11 protein-coding genes are annotated in these 23,881 nt (G+C 27.3%); 5 read left to right on the plus strand and 6 right to left on the minus strand.

What is annotated here, in order from left to right; genetic code table 11:
* Positions 1-25 precede the first annotated feature (25 nt).
* The 4 genes from ALEK_RS07245 to ALEK_RS07260 all read right to left on the minus strand — a co-directional run bounded on the left by ALEK_RS07245 (position 26) and on the right by ALEK_RS07260 (position 16,056).
* Positions 26-3,340 (minus strand): hypothetical protein, encoded by a 3,315-nt coding sequence (locus ALEK_RS07245; RefSeq protein ID WP_071625828.1) that lies wholly within the window; start codon positions 3,338-3,340, stop codon positions 26-28.
* A 12-nt stretch (positions 3,341-3,352) separates the two neighbouring features.
* Positions 3,353-6,451, minus strand: a complete 3,099-nt coding sequence (locus tag ALEK_RS07250; RefSeq protein WP_071625827.1) for an Ig-like domain-containing domain — start codon at positions 6,449-6,451, stop codon at positions 3,353-3,355.
* Positions 6,452-6,460: 9 nt separating this feature from the next.
* Positions 6,461-9,370 (minus strand): Ig-like domain-containing protein, encoded by a 2,910-nt coding sequence (locus ALEK_RS07255; protein WP_071625826.1) that lies wholly within the window; start codon positions 9,368-9,370, stop codon positions 6,461-6,463.
* 134 nt (positions 9,371-9,504) lie between these two features.
* Entirely contained in the window at positions 9,505-16,056 is a 6,552-nt protein-coding gene (locus ALEK_RS07260) for an Ig-like domain-containing domain (RefSeq protein WP_228289364.1), read from the minus strand.
* Positions 16,057-16,241: 185 nt separating this feature from the next.
* On the opposite strand from ALEK_RS07260, the gene ALEK_RS07265 reads away from it, so the two are divergent.
* The 5 genes from ALEK_RS07265 to ALEK_RS07285 are packed head-to-tail and all read left to right on the plus strand — an operon-like array spanning position 16,242 to position 20,786.
* Positions 16,242-16,694 carry a TlpA family protein disulfide reductase gene (locus ALEK_RS07265; protein ID WP_071625824.1) on the plus strand — a complete coding sequence of 151 codons (453 nt, stop codon included), beginning with the start codon at positions 16,242-16,244 and terminating at the stop codon, positions 16,692-16,694.
* A complete protein-coding gene (locus ALEK_RS07270; protein ID WP_071625823.1) occupies positions 16,695-16,916 on the plus strand; it encodes a DUF4266 domain-containing protein in 222 nt (73 codons plus the stop codon).
* The gene (locus tag ALEK_RS07275) at positions 16,907-18,142 is read left to right on the plus strand and encodes a DUF3570 domain-containing protein (protein ID WP_071625822.1); all 1,236 of its coding nucleotides are present in this window, start codon (positions 16,907-16,909) and stop codon (positions 18,140-18,142) included. The genes ALEK_RS07270 and ALEK_RS07275 overlap by 10 nt, the downstream gene beginning before the upstream one ends.
* Before the next feature lie 10 nt (positions 18,143-18,152).
* On the plus strand, positions 18,153-19,901 hold the full coding sequence (locus ALEK_RS07280; protein ID WP_164072419.1) for a hypothetical protein: 1,749 nt from the start codon (positions 18,153-18,155) through the stop codon (positions 19,899-19,901).
* A gap of 12 nt (positions 19,902-19,913) precedes the next feature.
* Positions 19,914-20,786: an FAD:protein FMN transferase gene (locus tag ALEK_RS07285; RefSeq protein ID WP_071625820.1), complete on the plus strand. Its 873-nt coding sequence runs from the start codon at positions 19,914-19,916 to the stop codon at positions 20,784-20,786.
* 33 nt (positions 20,787-20,819) lie between these two features.
* On the opposite strand, the gene ALEK_RS07290 is transcribed toward ALEK_RS07285, so the two are convergent.
* Positions 20,820-21,644 (minus strand): M48 family metallopeptidase, encoded by an 825-nt coding sequence (locus ALEK_RS07290; RefSeq protein ID WP_071625819.1) that lies wholly within the window; start codon positions 21,642-21,644, stop codon positions 20,820-20,822.
* 117 nt (positions 21,645-21,761) lie between these two features.
* Entirely contained in the window at positions 21,762-23,870 is a 2,109-nt protein-coding gene (locus ALEK_RS07295) for an alpha/beta fold hydrolase (RefSeq protein ID WP_173424125.1), read from the minus strand.
* Between the last annotated feature and the right edge of the window lie 11 nt (positions 23,871-23,881).

The raw sequence follows: 23,881 nt of genomic DNA on the forward strand, positions 1-23,881 counted from the left end.
AGAAAGCCATTAAAGGCTTTCTTTATTAGTTAGATTTCGAATAAGATAAGTTAGAACTTGTATTTGATTGGTATGCTGTAGGTACATTTTCATATGTAAAAATATGTGTTCCATCTTGCGATACTGTTCCACCTTTTGTATTGTCTTTTGAAGAGTATTTAAATTCACTCATTTCATTAGAACCATTTACTTTAATAATATATACTCCAGAGTTCGTATTTGAAGCAAAAGCGTATAGATAATCTTGCGCGCCAACATTTCTATACTCAAGGTTATTAATAACACCTTCATTACCTAAATTAAACTCTTGTCTTGAGTCTGCTTCCAATTTCTCATTGTAACTTACAATAATACCATTTGAAGTAGTAGCATATACTCTATTGTTAAAGTAGTATACGGCTATTACATTATCGATTCTTACAGATGATACAAGATCATCTTGATGTTTATAGATATTGTTTTTATCAACTTGATAGAAAATACTTCCATCATTGTTAATTGCAGGGGCTTTTGTATTAACATAAGCAACACCTGATTTCATTTTTATTTCTTTTTCTTTAGTAATAGTATTACCAGAGATTTTATATATATCTGCATAGTAGTCTGAATAATCAAAGTCAAAATGTTTTCTAATTACAAATACCTTGTTTTTATCTCCAGTAAAATTAGCAGCTAAAGGTGTACCTTTATTTCCAATATGTGCTTTAGTTAATACTCTAGTATTGTAACCTTCTTCTAAAGTATTATCAGATTGTACGTCTTGTAAATATATTGACGAGAAAGTAGGGTAGTTCGAATTTACTGTAACTACAATGACTTTTTCATCAGTTTTAAATGTCATGTTAAGTAGGTCATCTCTTAATAATCTATTTGTATTATTTTCATTTCCATCTGTAAATACTAATTTGTCATTTTCAACTTTAAATAAATTATATCCTTTGAAATAACTATCAAGAGCAGAATAAGAAATAACTGTACTACCATTTGAATTGGCAATAACTTTACTCATGATTCCTGCTGTTTTAGCTGTATCTAATTGACTAAATTTTTCTACATTTGAAGTGATTTTAGGAGAATCTTTTAAGATTGTCACATCAAATTGTTTTACTTTAGTGCTAGTGCTGTCTCTAAATGTTGTACTAGCAGTAACTATTAGTTTTCCAGAATTATTTGAACTTACATCTCTTGTAACTTCTCCATTAGCAATATTAATATTACTTTGTAATCCACTAAGGCTCCAAGTAAAATTAACATCTTTGTAACTTGGAATTAAATTTAGTTTTGTTTTCACTTCACTAAAAGAATATCCATTATTAACAGAGTATTTATCAAGAGTAGCTAAAGCAGTGTTTAATTTATTATCCATAGTCATTGGAACTTTTGAATCTACAATATCATATGTAACAACAGCATTTTGTTTTTGCTTTTGTGTATATGAAAGAATAGTATCTCCAACAAAACTTAAGTTGTTAATTGTATTCTTTTCGTCTTTTTTAGCTGCTTCTTTTGAAAGATTTGTAATATCTACTTCAATTGAAGCTTGGAAAGTAAGTTCAGGAGTACTTAGATTGTAAATGTTGATTTTATCTTCACTTGCAACTGCTAAATATTTCCCATTTTTACTCATAGCGAAATATTGTGCATCAATATCTAGAGTTTTTTCTTGTTCTATTTTCATTGATTCTAAATTTACTAAAACTATTTTGTTGTGCTCTTTACTAGCAGTTAAAGCCATTGTCCCGTGTGCATATGTAAAGATTTGACTAGCTTCTAAAGGAAGTTCAATTTCTTGTTTATTTTCTAATGTTAGGCTATTAAGTTTTACAAGTTTAGGTTTATTTATATAATCCCCAGAAATTTGTCCAACTATTAAGTTATCATTTGATGTAATAGTAAAATCTTTTAAATTATCAATTTCAAGAGCTTTAATTAGATTGAAATCTTTGTCATAAACTCTTAAAATATTTTGCTTTTCATCTTTATCATTTGTAACTTGTCCATATATAATAACTTTATTGTCACTATTTGCTAATTCAAACTTTTTAATATCTTTTGAGTGAATTCGAAGTGTTGAACTTGAATTATAAGGATAAACTCCATAAGGACCAACTTCAGTTCTAAATAATCCATATGTTGATTCATCTGGGAATTTAACACTTTCATCTTTCGATCTAATTAATGCATAAACATATTTACCATCTTTAGTGATTTTTGCATCTTCAAGTAAATGTTCCCATAATTTTTTTGTATTGTTAGGATCTGTATTTACTGTATAGTCACTTGTTGTAACAGTTTTTGATTGAGCAGATACTTGTACAACTTGAGCACTAAATGAATTAACAGACATACTTCTAGCTGAGGCACTACCTCCACTTGAACCAGATGCTCCACCTCCTGTATTACCGCCAGTACTTCCTCCTGCAGAACTAGAAGAATTACCTGTAGAAGGAGTAGCTGTTCCGCCTTGTCCTGCTGCATATGTTCTAAACGCAGCAAATTTTTCATATTGGTGTTGTTTATCTGATTGATTAAAATCGATTACTGTAAGTGCATTATGGTATTGACTAGCTGCTACTTGATAATTACCATTACCATGTAATGAAACAATTCTTTCTCCTCCTTGTGCTTTTACTAAATCTGAATCAAAGCTATCTCTAATTTCACCTACAATATCAGAAGTAGTTTCATTTTCCCAGTTAACTTCGTGAAGTTTTGTAGGATTAATCGTTGTTAATACTCTTGTTTGTTTTGAAATATCATTTGAAGAAACTGATACTTTTGTTTTTTGTTTTAAGAATTTTTCACAAACAGCAGCAATTACACTGTTTTTATTTATTAAAGGATTCGCAGCAATAGCATCTTTAATTGATTCTTCAAGATTCTTACTTTGTTCAACAGTTAATAGCTCATCACTAGAAACAGCATTTTTACTTAAACTATTTAATTGTGATTTAATATAATCTTTTGCTTTAGTTTCATTATTTTCAACTAAAGGGTTATATTTCATTTCATTATATATTAGTGTTGATTCAGCAGAAACAGTTTGTGTCCCTGCAGGTCCTAATAAAAACTTCCCATCATTTTCTTTACTTGTAACTGCAATTTCAGGGTATGAACTAGGACTTAGATTTTTTTCACCTTCTTCACAAGTTAAATTTAAATTTAAATCTACGCAAGAATCATAAGTAACACTATTCTTTGAGAAATTAACACTTTGTGATGATGTTGATGAGCCAGAAGAAGATCCTTCTCCTCCTCCACCTCCACCGCCGCATCCTGCAAGAACAGAAATAAGTACAGTACTTAGAGATATTTTTTTGATTTTTGATATTTTATTCATCATTTATCCTAATTAATCTTTTTTAATACATCTAATAGCTAAACCACTATTTAATGCCTCATCTTCAATCACTGCATTTAGTGTTTGAATTTTCATTGCTTTTGCATTTCCAAAATTACTAGCTGTTGTAGTATTTGTCCAGAAATATGAATAACTATTTCCATCCATTGAAGCATTTTTATGTTTTCTACCATTATTTGAGATTTTTAAGAAGTTATCAAATAGATTAGTTCTAGTAAATCCTTCTAATTCATTTTCTAGATCATTTGATGAAGGTACAATAAATCCAGTAGGACAAACGTTGTTAGCCCCATCAGTATTCCATAGTGTTTCATCTGTTTTTGTACTCCATCTATTATCATTAGATGTAATAAACGAAGCATTATTTTGAACATCATCTGCTAGTTTAATATTTGATGTTATAGCATTGATTTTTTCATGACCATTAGCTTTTCTTCCCCATTGGAAGTAATCACCATTACAATTATCATTCAAGTCTTCACAAACTTTTAAAGCGCCAAGGTTTCTATCTAACCAAACTTTTCCAGTTTTAGGAGATGTGATTTCTTTGTATATGTTTCCATATGTATCTTCAATAGCCAATGTTTCACCAGTTGTAAATGTACTTGTGATCTTTTCAGCAACTTTGATATTATTTATATCTTCAAGATTTGTTGATACTTCAATTGTATAAATAGTATTTGCATCTAATGAAGAAGTAGGGTTAATAGTAACAACTCTATTTTCATATGATTTTGTACTTGCAATTACATTTTCACCTTGTTTTAAAATAATATTTGCATCAATTGTGCTTACTTTTAATTCTTTAGAGAAAGTAACTCTTAGGTTTTCATTTCTAATGAAGCTAGTTGAATTATCTTTTGGTAGAGATTTAGAAATAGTTGCTGCCCTTAACTCAGGACTTTTTTGTGTTCTAAATGTGATAACTTTATCTTCAGCTAATGTATTCCCACTAACATCATATAAATCTTTTTTAAATACAAATTTATATTCAGTATCGTAACTTAACCCAGACCCTGCATCTCCTTGAAATTTATCAGGAGAGATTACGAATGAGTGATTAGAAATATTTCTAAGAATATTTACAGCAATTTGTTTGTCATCTTTTAGAAGTAAAATATTGCTTCTTGATGGTGAAGAAATAAATGGTTTAGAGAATTGAACTCTAAATTCAGTATCAATAGATACATCAGTTTGATTATCTTGTGGTGTAGTTGATACAACTGTTGGAATTACAGTATCATTATAATCTTTGATACATCTAACACCTTTACCAAAAGATCTAACTACTGGAGTTGAATAAATACCTCCTGGGAAGAATCCTAAAGAGTTAACTAATCCAACATTGTTTGTAGTACTTGACCAAATTTCACCAGAATAAGCTCTTAAATCCATATGGCCAGTTCTACTAATATAGTGTCTAAATCCATTATTTGGTAATTTTAAGAAGTTAGTTAAGTTTGTATATTGACCATCTACTTTTTGTGTAGGATGTTGAAGCTCATTTACATGTTTTGTTTCAATTAATAACTCATCAATACTTGGTACTTTATATCCTGTAGGACATACTGCATTTATTGCATTTGCACCTTTCCATAAATCATCATTTTTATTTTTTCTCCAATCATCAGCCCAAGTTGCAAACTTACCATTTGATTGAACGTCTTTTTCTAGAGGGTTTAATGATGCATCAAATACTTCACTTGAGTTCTTTTCATGGCCATTAGTTAGTCTTCCCCATTGGTAGTAATCTCCATAACATTTTTCATCTGCTTTGTCTTCACAAACTTTTGTAGCACCTAAGTTTCTATCTAACCAATGTTTACCAGTAATTGGTGATTGAATAATTTTATATTCAAAACCATTATGAGAGAAAGTGTCATTTGTAGTAAAATTAATATCTCTTGCACTATATGCATTATTATTAGCATCTGTAACATTTGAGCTAATAGAAAGTGTATATTCTGTATTTGGTTCTAGTAAAACTGTAGGATTTATCGTCACTATTTTATTTGAATGTCTAATTTTTAAATCAATTTTATTTGCATCATCTTTTTTTGTTAAAGTGATATTTGCACTATTGATAGTATCATCATTCATTTTCTCAGAAAATTTTAATACCATGTCATCACTAATTTTAAAGCCTTCTTGATTTGCAGATGGTGACATTTCCCATAAGTATGGTGCTGTTGTATCTTTCGTACTCATAGTTGAGAAATTAACTACTTTTTTTGATACAAGAGAATTACCCGCAAAATCCTGAATGTTTTTATCTAATTCAAGAGTATATTTTGTATTTAAATTAAGGGTACTTGATGGTTTAACTACAAGTTGATTTTTGTTTACTAATTTTGTTGTTTGTACTACATTCCCTAAAGGATCTTTAAGAACCACATTACTTTTTAATAAACTTTCTTTTGAAATATTCTCAGAAAACTCTACAATAATATCTTCATTTGTTAATACTTCAGAAGCGTCATTTTGAGGAGATACACTTTTAATAATTGGTGCATTTGTATCTTCATTATTTTTAATATAAGCTTTGATTGAGTTATCTAAATGTTCTTTTACATCGTCTAGTTCTTTAATTTCAATATTATTGTTCTTAAGAGCAGTTAGAACATCTAAATCTTTTAAGTCACTATTTTTATATGTATCATTATCAAATTTTTCAAAGTTTGAACCAATCTCAATACTGTCTGTACTTGGATCTGTATCCAGTGATTGTAAAAATTGCGCACTAGTTAATAGTTTAGAATCACTTTTTTCATCTCTTTGTAAATTTAGAATATCTTGTAAAAATACTCTATTATCATCTTTAAGTGAATTAATTTCACCTATTTTAATTTGTCCAATATAGAATGATACTTTTCCACCTGTATAGTTAAATGTACCATCTTGCACAGTTTTACCTGTTGATCCATCTTCATTTACGTATTTCGCGCCAATAATTGGGGCATCAATTAATTGTGCACTTTTTGATAATGAATTTGAGTTTGAAGTAGTTGAATCAGAACCACCACCTCCACCACAACCAGCTAAAATGATTGAAGCAGAAATTATTGAAATTCCTTGATATAATTTATTCATTTTAATCCTTTATTTTTTTACACAAATATATTCGTGTAAATTATCAGTATTTTCTGTAGAACTAGGACTTCCCCATGGGTTACCAAAAGAGAAAGTAGCTTTTTTAATTACATATGATTGATTTGCATTGTCATCATTTGTCCAATAAACCTTGTCTATATTTAGGCTGATATTACTTGCAAACTCACCAACTAATGATGAATTCCATCCTCCAGAATAAAATAAAGTCTTTGGATTGATTAGTTTAGAAGAAGTAGCTTCACAAGCAGTTTTTGCATCAGCAAAGTTTTTCTTATCGTCATTGATTTTGTAACAAGCATTATTATGTTCAACATATCCAGAATCACAATTTACTGTTGAAGCTATTAATCTGGTTTTGAAATCAATTTTATAGTCACTACCATATGAACCTTCAAACTTATTTGTAGCTAAATCTTTTACTCCATCTTTTTTTATAAGTAAGATGTAGTTTGTATTCAGGTCTAAATCAGAAGTAGGGTTTACTGTAATAACGTTATTCAAATATGTTACTTCTGAATCTGAAATAAGATTTGTACTTTGATTATCTTTTTTTACAAGCTGAATATTTGTGGCATTTACACTACTTGAGTCTAATGCTTCATTAAATGTAATTGCTAAGTCTTTTTTAATACTTACATTTTCAATATTATCTTGTGGAATAGAACTTAAAACTTCAGGAGCTTTTGTATCTGCTTCTTGAACTGTTTTAAATGTAACAGAAAGATTAGAGCCTAAAGTATTATTTGCTAAATCTGATATAGAAGCTTTTAAAACAAGCGTATATGTTGTGTTATAGTTATTGTATGTAGGTTTTAAGTAGATTTTTTTGTTTTCATATTTTTCAAATAAATATCCACTAGGTATATCTAAATCTGAATTAGTAATATTTTTCAGCTCTTCATTAAATTCAACTATTATTTTTGCATCTTTTGCAACAGTTCCTAAGTTCGTAGGGCTAACTAAAGTAGGAGCTATAGTATCACTAGGATTTGCTATTGTTGTGAAATTTATAACTTTATCATGAAGACCTGATAATCCAGACATTCCATCAAATTCATTTCCAGAGACATCAGTGATTTTACTTGTAAGTTTTAATTTGTATGAAGTAGCATATTTTAAATCAGTATTAGAATTGATATTGATTATTTTATTTGTATAAGTTACTGTAATAGCAGTTTTATTTCCATTGATATCTTCTAATACAATACCATCATTTTGTAAAGTATTTTCAGCAAGATTTTCATTGAAAGTAAATGAGAAATTACTATTTATTGCAACATTTTTGTCATTATCATTTAGAGTTGATTCTGAATCAACTAATACAGGTCTAGTATTATCAACTTCTTGTTCTGTTGTAAATGTATACGTTTTTTCATCGCTTAGGGAATTAGCGTAAATATCCGTAATTCCATTTAGTACAGTTAAAGTATAAGTTGCATTTTTAGACATATCTGAAACAGGATTAATTGTAACAGTGTTTCCTACTAAAGTAAGTGTTCTTGATACATCAAAATTTGTTCCATTTTTCTTTAGTTTAATATTATTTTCTAAAGTTTTAATATCCACTTCTTTTGAAAAAGTAAGTGTAATATTACTATTTATAGCTATATCATTTGCATTTGAATCTAGCGAAGAAGAACTAATTGCAGGTGCTGTTGATTCAACTTGATTTATAGTTGTAAAATTAAAAGAGACTTCATTGTTTGATGCTGTTTCAAGGGCATTTCCAGCTAAATCAGTGATTGTATCTTTTACTTTAATTGTATATTCAGTATCAGGTTTTAAACTTGTTTTAGGAGTTATAGTAACACTATTTGTAACACTGTTGTAATCTAGTGTTGTTTCAATGTTATTATTTCCATTATCTTTTAGGATAATATTAGTACTATTAATTAAGTTATTATCTATAGCTTCTGAGAACTTAATCTCTAAGGCTTTATTTAGTACTGCATTTGTACTTTCTGTAGTGAATGTTACAGATGGTTTTGTATCATCAGGTAAACTTAATGTTGTAAAGTTATAAGTTAATTCACTTCTTAGTGCATTATTTGAATTATCTTTTACATCTGTTTTGATAGTTAATATATACTGTTCATTGTAATCTAGATTGGCGTTTGGATTGATACTTACAGTATTTGTTGAACTATTATAAGAAATACTTGATGATACTACAATATCAGAATTTAATTTTTTTAATTCAAAATTATTACTGGTAATTGTTTCTACTAGTAAGTTCTCAGAGAATATAATATTAATATTACTACTTACATTTAATCTTTTTGTAGTATTTGTACTTGATACAATAGGTGCTGTTATATCAACTTGAATATTATTGTTTTTTAATTCATCTTCTAAATGTTTTTTAACTTCAAATTGACTTTTTACACTAAACCCTTTATTCGAAAGAATAGTATTTACATTTGAAGAATCATTAGATATATCATCATTTACGCTATTGAATTTTTGGAAGTTATTTCCAATTTCAATTTCATTTGTGCTTGGATCACTATCAATTGATTGTAAAAAAGTTGCAATCTTAAGAACTTTGGGATGTGAAATATTTGATCTTGAAACACCAACAATATCTTGAATAAATGTTTTCTTATCAGATGATAATTGATTTATCTCTCCAATTTTTATTCCACCTACATAAAATCTAGTAGTTCCAGTTTTATAATCAAAGCTTCCATCAGCGTTTGTAAAACCAGTACTACCATCAGCATTAATATACTTAACCCCTGATACAGCTGCATCAATTAAGTATCCTTTCGCACTAACTGTAGATGAACCGCTTGATGAAGATGAAGAAGATCCACCTCCACCGCCGCCACATCCAGTAAGAAGTACAGCTGTTGTTATTGCTATACACGAACTTTTAATGAATTGGTACCTATTCATTACTTGACTCCTTATTTTTTCTTATTTTGAAATTGATTATTTTTATCAATAACAAAATAGACTTAAATACAAAAAGGCTTTGTACTTAAGTCTATTTTGTTTTAAAAGAAGAGGGGAACTCTTCTTTTAACTTTTTACTCTACACAAATAAATTCTTGTAGAGTACTTTTTGATTTTGATTGAAAATAAGAATCTGTGTCCCATGAACCATAAGAGTTTTTTAATGAAACTCCATCGGCTGAGCTGTGTTCTTCTTTTAACCAATAATTTTTACTTGTATCAAGACTTAAACTAGTTGCTAAATCTGACCAATTTAAACCAGAGTCTTTTGAAACTAATGTGCACTGAGCATTAGCATCTGTCCAGCTCTTCTGTGTAGATACTTTTGTATAACATTTGTCATTGATATACTCTCCTGCACAAGTTGCAGCAATTGCACTTGTAGTAAATGAAATACTAGTTTCATTTAAACTATTTTCATAAAGGTCTTTAATCCCATTATTTAGTGTAATTGTATATGATGAATTTGTTGCATAATCATTAGTATTTTTGATTGTTGCAATTTTATTGATATAAGTGATTGTTGTTTCTAGTTCAACATCACTACCATCTTTTTTTAGAATAATATTTGAAGAATTTAAAGTGTCTTCTTTTATATCTTCATTAAAAGTAATAGTAATATTTACCTTTGTAGATATATCACTTGCATTATTGATAGGGGTAGAAGAACTTATACTAGGAGCAATTTTCTCACTTTTACAAATATAAAAAAATTGAGTACTTGAAGAATAATGACTAGATGTAGACCACCCACTATATGATTTATTTACATAGTTTAAATTCTCTTCTAACCAATACTTTTTACTTTCATCTAATTCAAGAGCTGTAGCAAATACTGTCCAATCAGAAATTGAATCTTTTGAAACTAATGTTTTATTTTCTGCTTGACAAGTATTCTTAGCAATAATATGTGTAAGTTCATCACTTGATTTTTCATAACAAATACTATTTAATTCAACGCCACTACAAGTTGCAGCAATAGAATCACTTGTAAATGTAAATACTTTTTCTACTAAAGCATTTGCATATAAATCTGTAATTTCTGGTTTTAATGTGATTGTATATTCAGTACTTGTATTTAAATCATCATTAGGTTTTATACTTGCTATTTTGTTAGTATAAGTAACTGTTGTACTTATAACAGAATCACTAGAATCTTTAAAAATAATAGTTGTATTAGAAATATTTTTTACTTCTTCATCAAAAGTAATTTTAAAAGTAGCTTTTGTTGATACTGAGCCTGAATCAAGTGGTTTTGTTAGTGTTGCAATTGGAGCTTGTGATTCTTTCATACAAAGAAAATATTTATCATTACTTTTACTTCCACTTGTATTTATTTTCCAAGTATCTGTTGCATAAGGGCTTGAATAATATTCAATATAGTTTGAATAATATGAGCTTTCTTCATTTAACCAATATTCTTTATCTTGAGTTAAACTTAATGCACTTACAAATGCATCTAAATCACTAATTAAAGATTTATTAACTAAAGTTTTATTTTGTTCCAAACAAGTAGTATTTGCATCTGCCCAATTTTTTTGAACACTTGAACTTTCATAACAAATATTATCTATAACAGCACCTGCACAAGAAGAAGATGTTCCTGTAGAAAATGTTATTTCAATATCATTTTTTAAAGGATTATTTGAACTATCTTTTATTCCTGTATTTAAAGTTAATTTATATGCTGTATTTTCTTCTAAATCAGTATTTGGATTAAGAGTTAATACTTTATTGTTGTATGTTAAAGTACTAGTTATAACAGTATTATCCAAGTCTTTTTTTAGAATAACTGTAGAAGAGTCGTAATTTTTTATTTCTTCATTAAAAGTAATTGTAATATTTGATGAAATCCCAATATCGCTATCTGCTATATTTGGATTAGAACTAAGTACTTGAGGTGCTGTTAAATCAGGAGCATCTTGTGTTGTAAAAGAGATTGATTTATCCCCAGAGTTGTTCCCCCATGTACTTGGATTTAAAGCATTACCTGCTAAATCTTGAATATCTTGCTTTAATTCAAGAGTATATGTAGTTTCATAAGACAGATTTTCATTTAATGTTATTATCAATTCTTTATTATTTTCTAGTTTTAAAGAATAATTAGTTGCATTATTTAATAGTATATTATTTTTATTAATTGTTGATTCGTCGATACTTTCATTGAATACAATTTTAATTTCATTTGATACAGAAACATTACTATTTTTCAAGTTACTTGAAGAACTATCAAGTGTTGAATTAGTAAAATCTATCATAGGTAAAGTAGTATCTGGTGCAGCTTCGGTTTCAAAAGTAATTAAATGGTCTGTTTCAATATTGTTTCCACGTATATCTTTTATATTTGTTGTAATACTTAATGTATATTCATATCCTTTTTCAAGAAGAGTATCTAAACTCCTTTTATTAAAAGTGACAATTTTATTTGCATATTCAGAGGAGATTGCTGTACTGCCATTTCTTTTTAATATTACATTTATAGCAATATTTTCTGTTCTTATCTCTTCTGAAAATTCTATTGTGATATCATCAACAACAGAAACATTAATATCATTATTATTTAATATTTTATTTCCACTTTTAATACTTACAAGACTTGGGTTAACTGTGTCTTCATAGTCTTTTATACATCTAAGAGGAATAGCTTTCGTAGTATGGATACTAGTAAAAGAAATTTTATCTGCAAATCTTAAAACATAAGCATCAAAAGAGATAAGAGATGATTTTGAATTACTTGTCCAAAGATATGTATCAGTATTAGACACATTCATAGATCCATTTTCTGATCTGTACGATGATGTGGGAATTTTCAAAAATGAATCTTTTGGATTAACTGTACTATTATTTGTAAATTCTGCTTCAAGCTCATATTTATTTGGAACTTTAAATCCACTTGGACAAACATTATTAATAGCATTAGTCCCAGTCCATAACTCATCACTACGTTGAGCATCTTCCCAATGGAAAGGAGCACTCTGAACAGTAATAAATTTTCCATCATTTGAAACATCACTTGTGATTAATTCATTTGAAGTTAATGAGTTTTTCTTTTCATGACCATTTAATTTTCTTCCCCATTGGAAATAATCACCTACACATAAAGCATCATTTGAACCATTACAAACTTCATTGGCACCTAGATTTCTATCTAGCCAGATTTTCCCAGTTTTAGGTGAAGTTACTTTGATATAATCTTTTCCATTAAATGAAATAAGATTTGGATTACTTGTATCAATATTTGAAATAATTATAGATTTAGGAGTTTCATTTCCAACATCATCTTGGAATGTTACAGTTACATTTGTATTAGTTGTGAATATTTTTGTGAAATTATTACCATTTTTTGCCCATCCATTTGGAATTAAAATATCAGAATCATTTGAAGAAAAAGTTACAATTATTGGATCTCTTGTTGTAGACTCTTCTGAATATATAGCATCACTTACTTCAGGAGCAGTTTTATCAATATTTGAGATTGAAATATTTTTATTTGTTTCATTTCCTAAATTATCAAGAAATGTTACAGTTTCATTTGTATTTGAATCAAAAACTTTTGTAAAATTTTTAGATGATTTTATCCATCCATTTGGAGTTTGTAAATTATTATCATCACTTGTAAAAGTAACAGTTACATTATCTTTTGTTTTTGTTGTAGTTGAGTAAGTTGCAGTACTAACAATTGGTTCAGCTTTATCAATATTTGTAATATTAACAGTAACACTTACATTATTACCAGCCAAATCAGTAAAAGTAATAGTTTCAGATTTATTTAGACTATAAATTTTTGTAAATACATTTTCATTTTTATTCCAACCATCAACTGCATTTACATCTTCGTTTAATGTAATAGTTACAGTAACATCTTGATTTGTTGCATCTGTAGTTGAATATTCTACTGTTGCAGTTGGGTTGTCTTTATCAATATTTGATATAGAGATGTTTTTAGAAACATTGTTTCCCACATTATCACTGAATATTACTGATTCAGAAGTATTTTGAGAATAAGTTTTTTTGTATGTAAAAGTACCACTGTTTTCAGTTTTAAGCCAATTATTTGGAGCAGTTAAATCTTCATTAGATGTAAAAGTAGCAGTTACATTAGAATTAGTTTTAATAATTGTTGAATATACAACCTCATTTAAAACAGGATTTGTTTTATCAATATTTGTAATATTAACAGTTGCAAGTACATTGTTACCAGCTAGATCTGTAAAAGTAATAGTTTCAGATTTATTCACACTATAAATTTTTGTAAATACATTTCCATTTTTATTCCAACCATCAACTGCATTTACATCTTCGTTTAATGTAATAGTTACAGTAACATCTTGATTTGTTGCATCTGTAGTTGAATATTCTACTGTTGCAGTTGGATTGTCTTTATCAATATTTGAAATAGAGATATTTTTAGAAACATTGTTTCCCACATTATCACTGAATATTACTGATTCAGAAGTATTTTGAGAATAAGTTTTTTTGTATGTAAAAGTACCACTGTTTTCAGTTTTAAGCCAATTATTTGGAGCAGTTAAATCTTCATCAGATGTAAAAGTAGCAGTTACATTAGAATTAGTTTTAATAATTGTTGAATATACAACCTCATTTAAAACAGGATTTGTTTTATCAATATTTGTAATATTAACAGTTGCAAGTACATTGTTACCAGCTAGATCTGTAAAAGTAATAGTTTCAGATTTATTCACACTATAAATTTTTGTAAATACATTTCCATTTTTATTCCAATCATCAACTGCATTTACATCTTCGTTTAATGTAATAGTTACAGTAACATCTTGATTTGTTGCATCTGTAGTTGAATATTCTACTGTAGCAATTGGATTAATTTTGTCAATATTATTAATAGCAATATCTTGTTCAATACTATTACCCGCTGAATCACTAAAAGTAATAGTCTCAGATGTATTTACACTATAAGTTTTAGTAAATACTTTAGCATTCTTATTCCAACCCTCAATAGTATTTACATCTTTAGAAAGAGTAATAGTTACAAGAATATCTTCTTTAGTTAATGATGTTGTAGAATAAGTAATACTAGCTATTGGTACAGTTTTATCTATATTAGAAATCACAACTTTCTTATTAGTTGTATTTCCTGCTTTATCAGAAAATACTATTGTTTCATCAACATTATTTGAATATATTTTTTTGATATTAGTATTTGTTTTTGTCCAACCATTTGGGATAAGTAAATCAATATCATTTGATATAAATGTTACTTCAACATCATTGTTAGTTAATTCTTTAATAGAATATGATGCTCCAGATATTATTGGTGCAGTTTTATCAATATTTTCAATAAGAACATTTTTACTAGTAGAGTTCCCATGAATATCTTTAAATATAATATTTTCATTTATATTATTTGTATAAGTTTTCGAATATGTATTATTGTTTTTTGTCCATCCTATAGGAGTTAATATATCCATATCGCTTACAAATGAAACATTTATATTTTCATTTGTAATATCTTTTGTAGAATAAACGGGATCACTAACTATAATGTCAGTAATAACTTTTTTAGTAGTTGACACAAAATCTATAGTAACACCAGCAATAGTAAGTGTTGTAGTATTGTTACTATCACTTTTATTTGCACTTATATGTTTTATTTTTAGTGTCTGACCATTTGTTATAGTTGACTCACTACTAATAAAATCATTATTATCAATTTTATAGAAACCATTTCGAATGGAAATTTTTGCATTACCTATAATTCCTGAAACAGTAATAGTATTTGACTCAATATCTATATTTAAATTAGCATTAGATTTTTGAGTAAATTTAATATTGTGATGTAAAGTCAAAGTTCCATCAAGAACTGTATTATCTGGTGTATTATCAATATTTAGATTTGTTTCAAGGTTATTTGATATAGCATTTAAATCAATATTTTCTTCTTTGTTTTTTAACTCTTCAAATGCAATCATTGCATCACTATTAATTTCTCCATCATCTTTAATATCTTCTGATAATTTTTCTAAAGTATCTTCAGGATTATTTGTAGATAGTATTGACGCAGATATTTTTAGAAGTTGAGCATTTACTCTCTTTTTTGTTTGATCTTGCCCATCTGTTAAGTCTAACTCATCTAGTGAATTTTCTTCTAAATCTAAACTAAAGGCTTTTGCAACAGATTTTTCTGCACTTGCTTTAGCCTCATCAATGCCAATATTTGGCGATTGCTTTAAAGATTGTAAAATATTTCTAGATGCAATATGTGTAAGAATATTTATATTAGATTTTATTTCAACATTTGTTTTTGCATTTATAATAGAAACTAAATGACCATTTTGAATATAAGTGCCATTTACTTCATCAAAATATTCTCCCGTAATTTCTATTTGTGTAGGACCACTCCATGGAATGTCTAATTTATAGCTACCTTTGTTATCTAAAATTTTAGTCTCAATAGATTCATTAGTTTTTACACCATTTTCTAATTTATATGCTTTAACTATAGAATCTTTTTTAAATGGTCCTTTTTGAGCATATCCACTTATATTTGAGTTATTAGAATTATTTATCTCACTATTGTTATTACACGCAACTAAAAAAAACATCAAAAAAAATAAAAAAATTATTTTTTTAAAATAAAATACATACATTTAAATCCCCTTGTTTGATTATTGATAATCATTATCGTTAATAAAAGAGTGCAATTCTAGTTTTTTATAAATTAAAATGTGCTTAAATGGTAACCATTATATAATATTGATATCCATAATCAATATTGACAAAAGAAATAAAAACAGATAATATTTCGCCTAAATTTTTAAGAATAAGGACAAAAATGAAAAAAGTTATATTGGTATTTTTACTTTTGGTGGTTACATCAAATGTTACATTCGCATATGAGGTTGGGGATAAGATTGATGATAGTGTAGCTACCAAAATAGGGAGTGTTACAGGTAAAGTTACAATAGTTGATTTTTTTGCATCATGGTGCGCTTCTTGTGAAAAAGAGTTACCACTTATTAATAAAATTAATGCTGAAAAACTAGATAATGTTCAAATTATTGGAATTGATACAGATGAGGAGGTTAGTGAAGGTATTGCCTTTCAAGAGAGACTTAAAGTAAACTTTAAAGTTATAAATGATGACAAGCATATTTTGGTAAATAAATTTTCACCTTATGGTATGCCAGCATTATATTATATAAAAGACAATAAAGTCCAAAAAATTATTTTTGGTGCGATAGATGATATAGACAAGGTGATAAAAAAAGATTTAAAAGGTATGTAAATGTTGAAAAAAAGTGTAGTTTTTATGATTGTAGTTATGACTTTCTTTACTGCTTGTAGTAAAGAAGTTAAGCCATGGGAAAAAGGAATTTTAGCTGAAGACAATATGCAATTAGGTGGTGGTGATGCAATGATAAAAAAAGTGAATGAACATATTTTTACATCAAAAGAGGGTTCTTTTGGTGGAAATGGAATTGGTGGAGGAGGTTGCGGATGCAACTAAAAAAATTATCTATATTAGCAATTAGTGCAGTAACAGTTGGAATTCCTGTATTAAATGCTGCTTCTTCAGATGAAGTTAAATTTACACAAATGAAATATGAAGAAAATAATGACAGAATGAAAATTGATTTTTCTGTTTTAGATTTCAAAAAAGATTTTGGTACTGATTATACATTAAATATGAGTTTATCATATGATTCTATGAGTGGTGGTACTCCTGTATGGGATACTAAATCTGGGGCATCATCAAATGCAACAGGAAAGAGTAATGATACTAGATGTACAAACAATGCAACTTTATGTCAAGATACTAGTTCTAACAAAGAGTTACTTTCTGATGGGGAATCAAGTTTAGATAACTTTTCTTATAAAAATGCACAAATAGATGATACAAGAAAAGCAGTTTCTCTTAGTTTGATAAAAAGAACTCCCAAAAGAGATGAAATATCAAGTGGTTTAGCATATTCCAAAGAAGAAGATTTTAAGAGTATTGAGGCTTCATTAGGTTATTTATATAATATTGATGATTTAAAGAATAATTCAATTAGTACTGGCATTTCTTTTCAAAAAAACTCTGCTCTGCATAGAAGGGATAATAACCAATGGAAAGATTTTGATATGGTTAACTTTCAAATTGGCTATTCAAAAGTATTTACAAAAAACTTTGTAGCACAAGCTAACTATTTTATTTCTAAACAATCAGGAGAATTGAGTAATCCATATCAAACAATAGTTAGATATTTTAATATCTCAACTTCTTCATTTGATCCTGTTTACAACTATTTTATTGCAAAAGAAAAAAGACCTGATTCAAAAGTTTCAAGTGGTATTAGTTTAGATTCTGCTTATAAATTCCATAAAAACATTTCATTACATGGAGCATATAGATTCTATAGTGATGATTGGGGAATCACATCACATACAGTAACAATAAATTCATATATTAAAGTATTACCAAAGCTTACATTTATACCTTTAATTAGATATTACACTCAAAGTGCTGCTGATTTTTATAAAGCACATGATTCAAATGATAATCATTTTTCAAAAAATTCATATGGAAGTGCTGATGAGAGATTATCTAAGTATTATGGAACAACATATAGTTTAGGTTTTGAATATGAAATTATGAAAGATTTAAAAGTTAATATTATTGCAGCGACACAAAAACAATCATTTGGATTAAAAATGGATTGGGCAAGTGCAGGGGTTAAATATGCATTCTAAAGGAACTTCTATGAATAAAGTATTAAAGATAACATCTTTATCGTTAACAACTGCAATACTATTACAAGGTTGTGGTAGTGGGGGAGGTGGAAAATATGAAGCTTCCTCTAATACTGTTGTTGCCTCTAATCAAAGTAGTTTTGTTCAAAAAGATGGATTAAGCGGTACAGTTTTATCAAGTACATATATTGTTGGTGCAGATGTTTGTTTTGATATTAATTCAAATGGACTTTGTGATTCAAATGAACCAAGTGAAAAAACATATGCAAATGGAAAGTTTTCTTTTTCTTCTTATAATACAAACTTAGGAAAAGATGCAAATTTAGTAGTAAATATAAATGATGAGTATGTTTTAACAGCAACACAAAAAAGCTCAAATCAAGTGATTTCACCATTTACTACTATTACAAATAATGAGATATTATTTAATCCATATTCTAATGCAAAAGAGAGTGATGCTGTAAATGATTTATTATCAGAATCTACAATTTTTAATAAGAGTTATTTAGAAGGGGAAGATTATTTACAATCAAATCCAAATATCGTAAATATTGATGCTAATAATATTGTAAACTCTTTAAAAATATCATATGATTTAGATAAAACAAAACCTTTAGATACTATTGCAACAACTGTAGATGAAGTTTTAAAAAATAAAAACTTTTCAGTAACAGTGTCAAGTATTCCTACTCAAAAGAGATATGATAGTTCTTATTCTTTAGAGTTAGATACAAAAACTTTAGATATTGATACACAAGATGGAAATCAAAGAGCAGTAGGTGTGAAAGCTAGCTCAAACAGAACAGTAGTTCATTCAAAATGGAATAATAGGCTAACGATTATTGATTCTTCAAATCAAAATAAAATTGCTACTAAAAATTATTTAGATGGTGCAAATGGAGATACTCAATCTGGACCTTCAGAGAAAATTTTATCAAAGATGATTATTACTGATAACAACTCAAATGTATATTCTTTAACTAAAAAAGATAAAGTTTCAAATACTAACGATGGTTTAGGAATTTATAATAGTACATTCTCTGCAAGTGGAATTCCAACTTTAAAATATGCTTCTTTAAGTGTAGGAAATAATAATTATTATGCTCATAACTCTTTTACTGATTTTTCATTAAGTAATGATAAATCAAAGATTATTGCTTCATCTGATTTAAATAAGATTTTTGTTTTTAATAGCTCAGATTTTAGTTCATCTTTACTTGAATTAAATGTATCAAGTAGTGTAAAAGCTGTAGCTTATAGCAGTGATGACAATCATTTCTTCGCATCATTTAATAACTCAATAAATGTATATAATGCAAATACAAATACTTTTGTTTCATCATTTTTATTAAATAAAGAGATAAAACAAATTGTTAGTGTAAGTGCAACTGAAATTCTAGTATCATTCTCTAATAGTAATGAAGTTAATTTATTAGATATATCTAACTTAAATGCATTAAGTGTAAAAAGAGTTTTTACAGCAGATTCTATTGTGAATAAATTTGATTTATCAAGTGGTAAAAAGAGTTTTGCAGTTACGTTAAATAATTCAAAAGTAGTAAATAGTTTCTTATTAAGTGATAATAGTGTTGTTGCAAAGACTACACTTTTAAATAATGTAAATGATTTTGTATTTACAACAGATAGTAAACTTATGGCTTTAACAGATTTTAAAGCTTATTATTTAAATTTAAAAGGTGATGGATTAGCTCCTACAACTGCCCAAAAGCAAACATGGAGAACTTCTCACAGAAGATAAGGTGGAAATAATATGAAACTATTTAAATTTACTTTTCAAGCAATGACAACTCCTTGTGAGGTTCAGATTTATGATAATGATGAAATAAAAGCTGCAAATTGTTTTGAAGAAATTAAAAAACACACATATGAATTAGAGAAAAAATATAATTTCTTTGATTCAAAATCATATTTAAATAGAATAATAAATAATAGAAAGAGAAATAAAATATCAATTGATTCTCAAACATATGAGATATTATCTTTAGTAAAAGAAATATCTTTAAAAACAAGAGGTGTTTTTGATATTAGTGTAGGAACAATTAAACATTGTTATAATCAAAATAGTTTAAAAGATGTAAATAATTGTCTTTTTTCTTTGAAAGATAAAATGGGTATTGATTCATGGTATTTAAAAGATAACAAATTAAACTTTAGATTTAGAGAAACTAAACTAGATTTAGGTGGAGTTATTAAAGAATATTCTGTTGATAAAGCTGTAAGTATCACAAAAAGTTATGGAATAAAATCTGCATTAATTAATTTTGGTGGGGATTTATTTGCGATTGGATGTAAACCTGATAATGAGCCTTTTTGTATAGGAATTAAAAATCCAGAAGATAAAGAAAATAATTTACTTTTTGTTAATATTTCTAATCAGGCTTTAACAACATCCGCAAATTATGAACGTAATAAAACTATAGAAAATGTTGAATTTTCTCATATAATATCAAAAGAAGAAAATAAAGATGAAATTATATCTTCTACAATAATTTCATCTTCAACTTTAGAAAGTGGCATTTTTTCAACTACTTTTATGATTAATACTGAATGTGAAATTCTTGATAATATGAAAGTAGTTTTAATAGATAAAAAGCTAAATTTACATCAAAATTTAGTTGATTAAATAAAAAGCATTTAAGCTTTTTATTTAAATTAATTAGTATATTTTATTACCTAGAATTCTTTTATTTGCAGGTTTACTATTTGTTCTAATAGTTTTACCTTGGCTTTTTTCAATTTTATTTATTACTTCTGTAATTTTTCTAATTCTTGTAGTTGAACTAGGGTGAGTTGAGAAGAACTCATTTGTTTTTTTAGCACCAGCACTCATATTTTTCCAAAAGTTTAATGCTTCATGTATATTGTAACCGGCTTTTGCCATTAAATATATACCAATTTCGTCTGCTTCATTTTCTTGTAATCTTCCATAAGGTAACATAACTCCAACTTGTGAACCAATTCCATAAGCTTGATTAAATACTCCTGCATATTCAGGTGCTGTTGAACTTAAAACTACATTCCCTAATACTTGAATACCTTGTTGTACCATTGAAGAACTCATTCTCTCTGCACCATGACGAGCAAGTGCATGTGCAACTTCATGAGCCATTACAGTTGCAAGTTGATCATCATTTTTTGAAACATCCAAAATACCTGTATACACTACAACTTTACCACCAGGTAAACAAAAAGCATTTTTTGCTTTATTATCAACTAGATTGAATTCCCATTTGAAATCTGGTCTATTTGCTACTTTAGCAATTCTTTGACCAATTTCTTTTACTTTTCTTGATTGTCTAGTTCCTGTAATAACTTTTGATTTTGAAAGTGCTTCTTTATAAGATTGTGCACCTAATGCTAACTCTTGTTTAGGTGACATAAAAATCATTTGAGATCTATTTGTATAGGGAGTTTTTTGTGTACAACCTACAATAACTAATGAAATAATAGTTAATATAAATAAATTTCTTAATAACTTCATACTTTTTCCTTTGATGTATATATTTCTAATTATATCTAAAGTAAATTAGTCTTAACAAAGTTTTATAATCTAATAAATTATGATAATGCTTTTTAGTGAAAGAATCGTGTTTATGGTTTATTTTTTTAAGAAATCTAATATTGAATCAAATAACTCTTCTGTATTATTGCCTTTAATTATTACATGATTAGAGGCTTCAATAATCTTAATCTCTTTTTTTTCTGATTTAATTTTGTCATATATTTCATAAGCTGAACTTGGATTTACAACTGGGTCATCTTTAGCTTGTAATATTAAAATTGGACTTGTAATATTAGGTAACTCTTTTTTTGTATTTTCCATTAATAGGTTTAATTCTTTTATTGATTCAACATAATATTTATCATAGTTAATATCAGGGTTTTCAGCATTGTTTTCTATATAATCTTTTGCTAGTTCATCTTCATTAAAAACTCTTACTAAATCATTCCAAAATGATACCGCAGGAAGTAGGGCTTTTACTCTAATATCATTTAGATTTAAAGCAGCATTTATACAAACAACTCCTGAGAATTCCCTATAGCTTTTATTTGATGCAAGTAAGGCTAATAATCCACCTGTTGAGAAACCTATAATAAAAACCTTCTTATATTTTAATGTTGCTATTGTAATTGCTCTACTTACAGATTTATACCAATCAATCCAAGTTTTTGTTTTTAAATCCTCAGGACTAGTTCCATGTCCTTCTAACCTAGGTGAGTAAACAGCTAAAGTGTTTTCATGTAAAAATTGTGATAGTTGCTCAACTTCTTTTGGAGCCGAAGAAAACCCATGTAAGGTAATAATACAAGTATCAGAATCTTTATTGTCGTAATACTTAGCTTTTCCAATATCTTCTGGTTTTGTATCTGCGTACTCAATGTATTTGTTATATGATTTATAAAAACTATCATTTTCTTCTTTTTCTAGTACTTTTAAAAGTTTTGCGTTAATTACTTTTTCTTCAACTTGTACTAGTTTTCTCACAATATCTAATACTTTTTCATTAATTAATATTTCGTTTAGTATTACTTTTAATATATTTTTTAATCGAATTGTATGGTGAGTATGATTATTTAAAAGTATTTTTTTATCTATGAAATATTCATCATTTTCAATACTTAATATTTTATCTTTGATTGCAATTTCTAAGACTTCATCAAATTGCTCGTGTGCTTCATAAGAAATAAGATAAATTAAATCTTTATCAATATCATCATCAATATAAAATTCTCTTTTTTTAATTTTATTGATTACTAAATAAATCAATCTTTTAAAGTGTTTTATATTAATGACTTTTTTTGGATATAAAAACAAAATTAATGCAAATACATGATCAAAATTTATTGTAAGTGATTCATATATCTTATTCATAAAATTATGAGTAGCTTCATATCTGATTTTACTAATTGTTTTATTATGATTTAACTCTTTTTCATACTCTTGAATTAAAGTTTTTGTACTTATAGGTTCAAGTATTTGGATTATGATTTTTGAGTTTAGAATAATATTACTTTCAATTTCAAGCTCTTCTTTAAAGTTTTTACCCATATCTCCAAGAAATCTCTCTGCCATATCTAATAAAAAGTTCTGACCTGTTCTAATTTTAGAATATGAAATATTAATAGGAACAATCATTGTTTCTTCTTCACTAATATCTTTACAGTCATTTACAAAATATCTTCTTTGGAATTTTTTGAAATTTTTTACTTTATTGTCTAAATAACTTTGTCTAAGCAATTGTGAATATAGAGCAAAATATGTTGCACCTGTAAAAACCCTTTGACATGTTCCATCAATTTTTACACAAAAGTGTTGATCGAATTTTTCTATATCTTTTGCTTTTACCATACTTCCTTCTGGAAATATCATCCAATCTTTACATGAAGTAATTAAATCTCCTAGGATATGATTATCTCTTAAAGGATGAGATTTTCTCATAGCGCCTAGGTTACTTAAAAAGTTTCCAAAATAAGTTTTGAATAGTGAATCATCAGCAATTACTCCTACTTTTTTACCAGTAAGATTATACATAGTATAAGGTACAAGCATTGCTTCTGTTCTAGTAAAGTGATTAGCTACAAAAATTCTAGGATTGTTTTTAGGTATATTTTCAACACCCTTGATTTGTACATTTGCATCAAGGATCTTTTCTATTAAACTTAAAACATAACCATTTGTATCTATTAATAAATCACTTTTTTTCATAATAAAGCCTT

The organism is Poseidonibacter lekithochrous, assembly GCF_013283835.1.
GTDB classification, from domain to species: domain Bacteria; phylum Campylobacterota; class Campylobacteria; order Campylobacterales; family Arcobacteraceae; genus Poseidonibacter; species Poseidonibacter lekithochrous.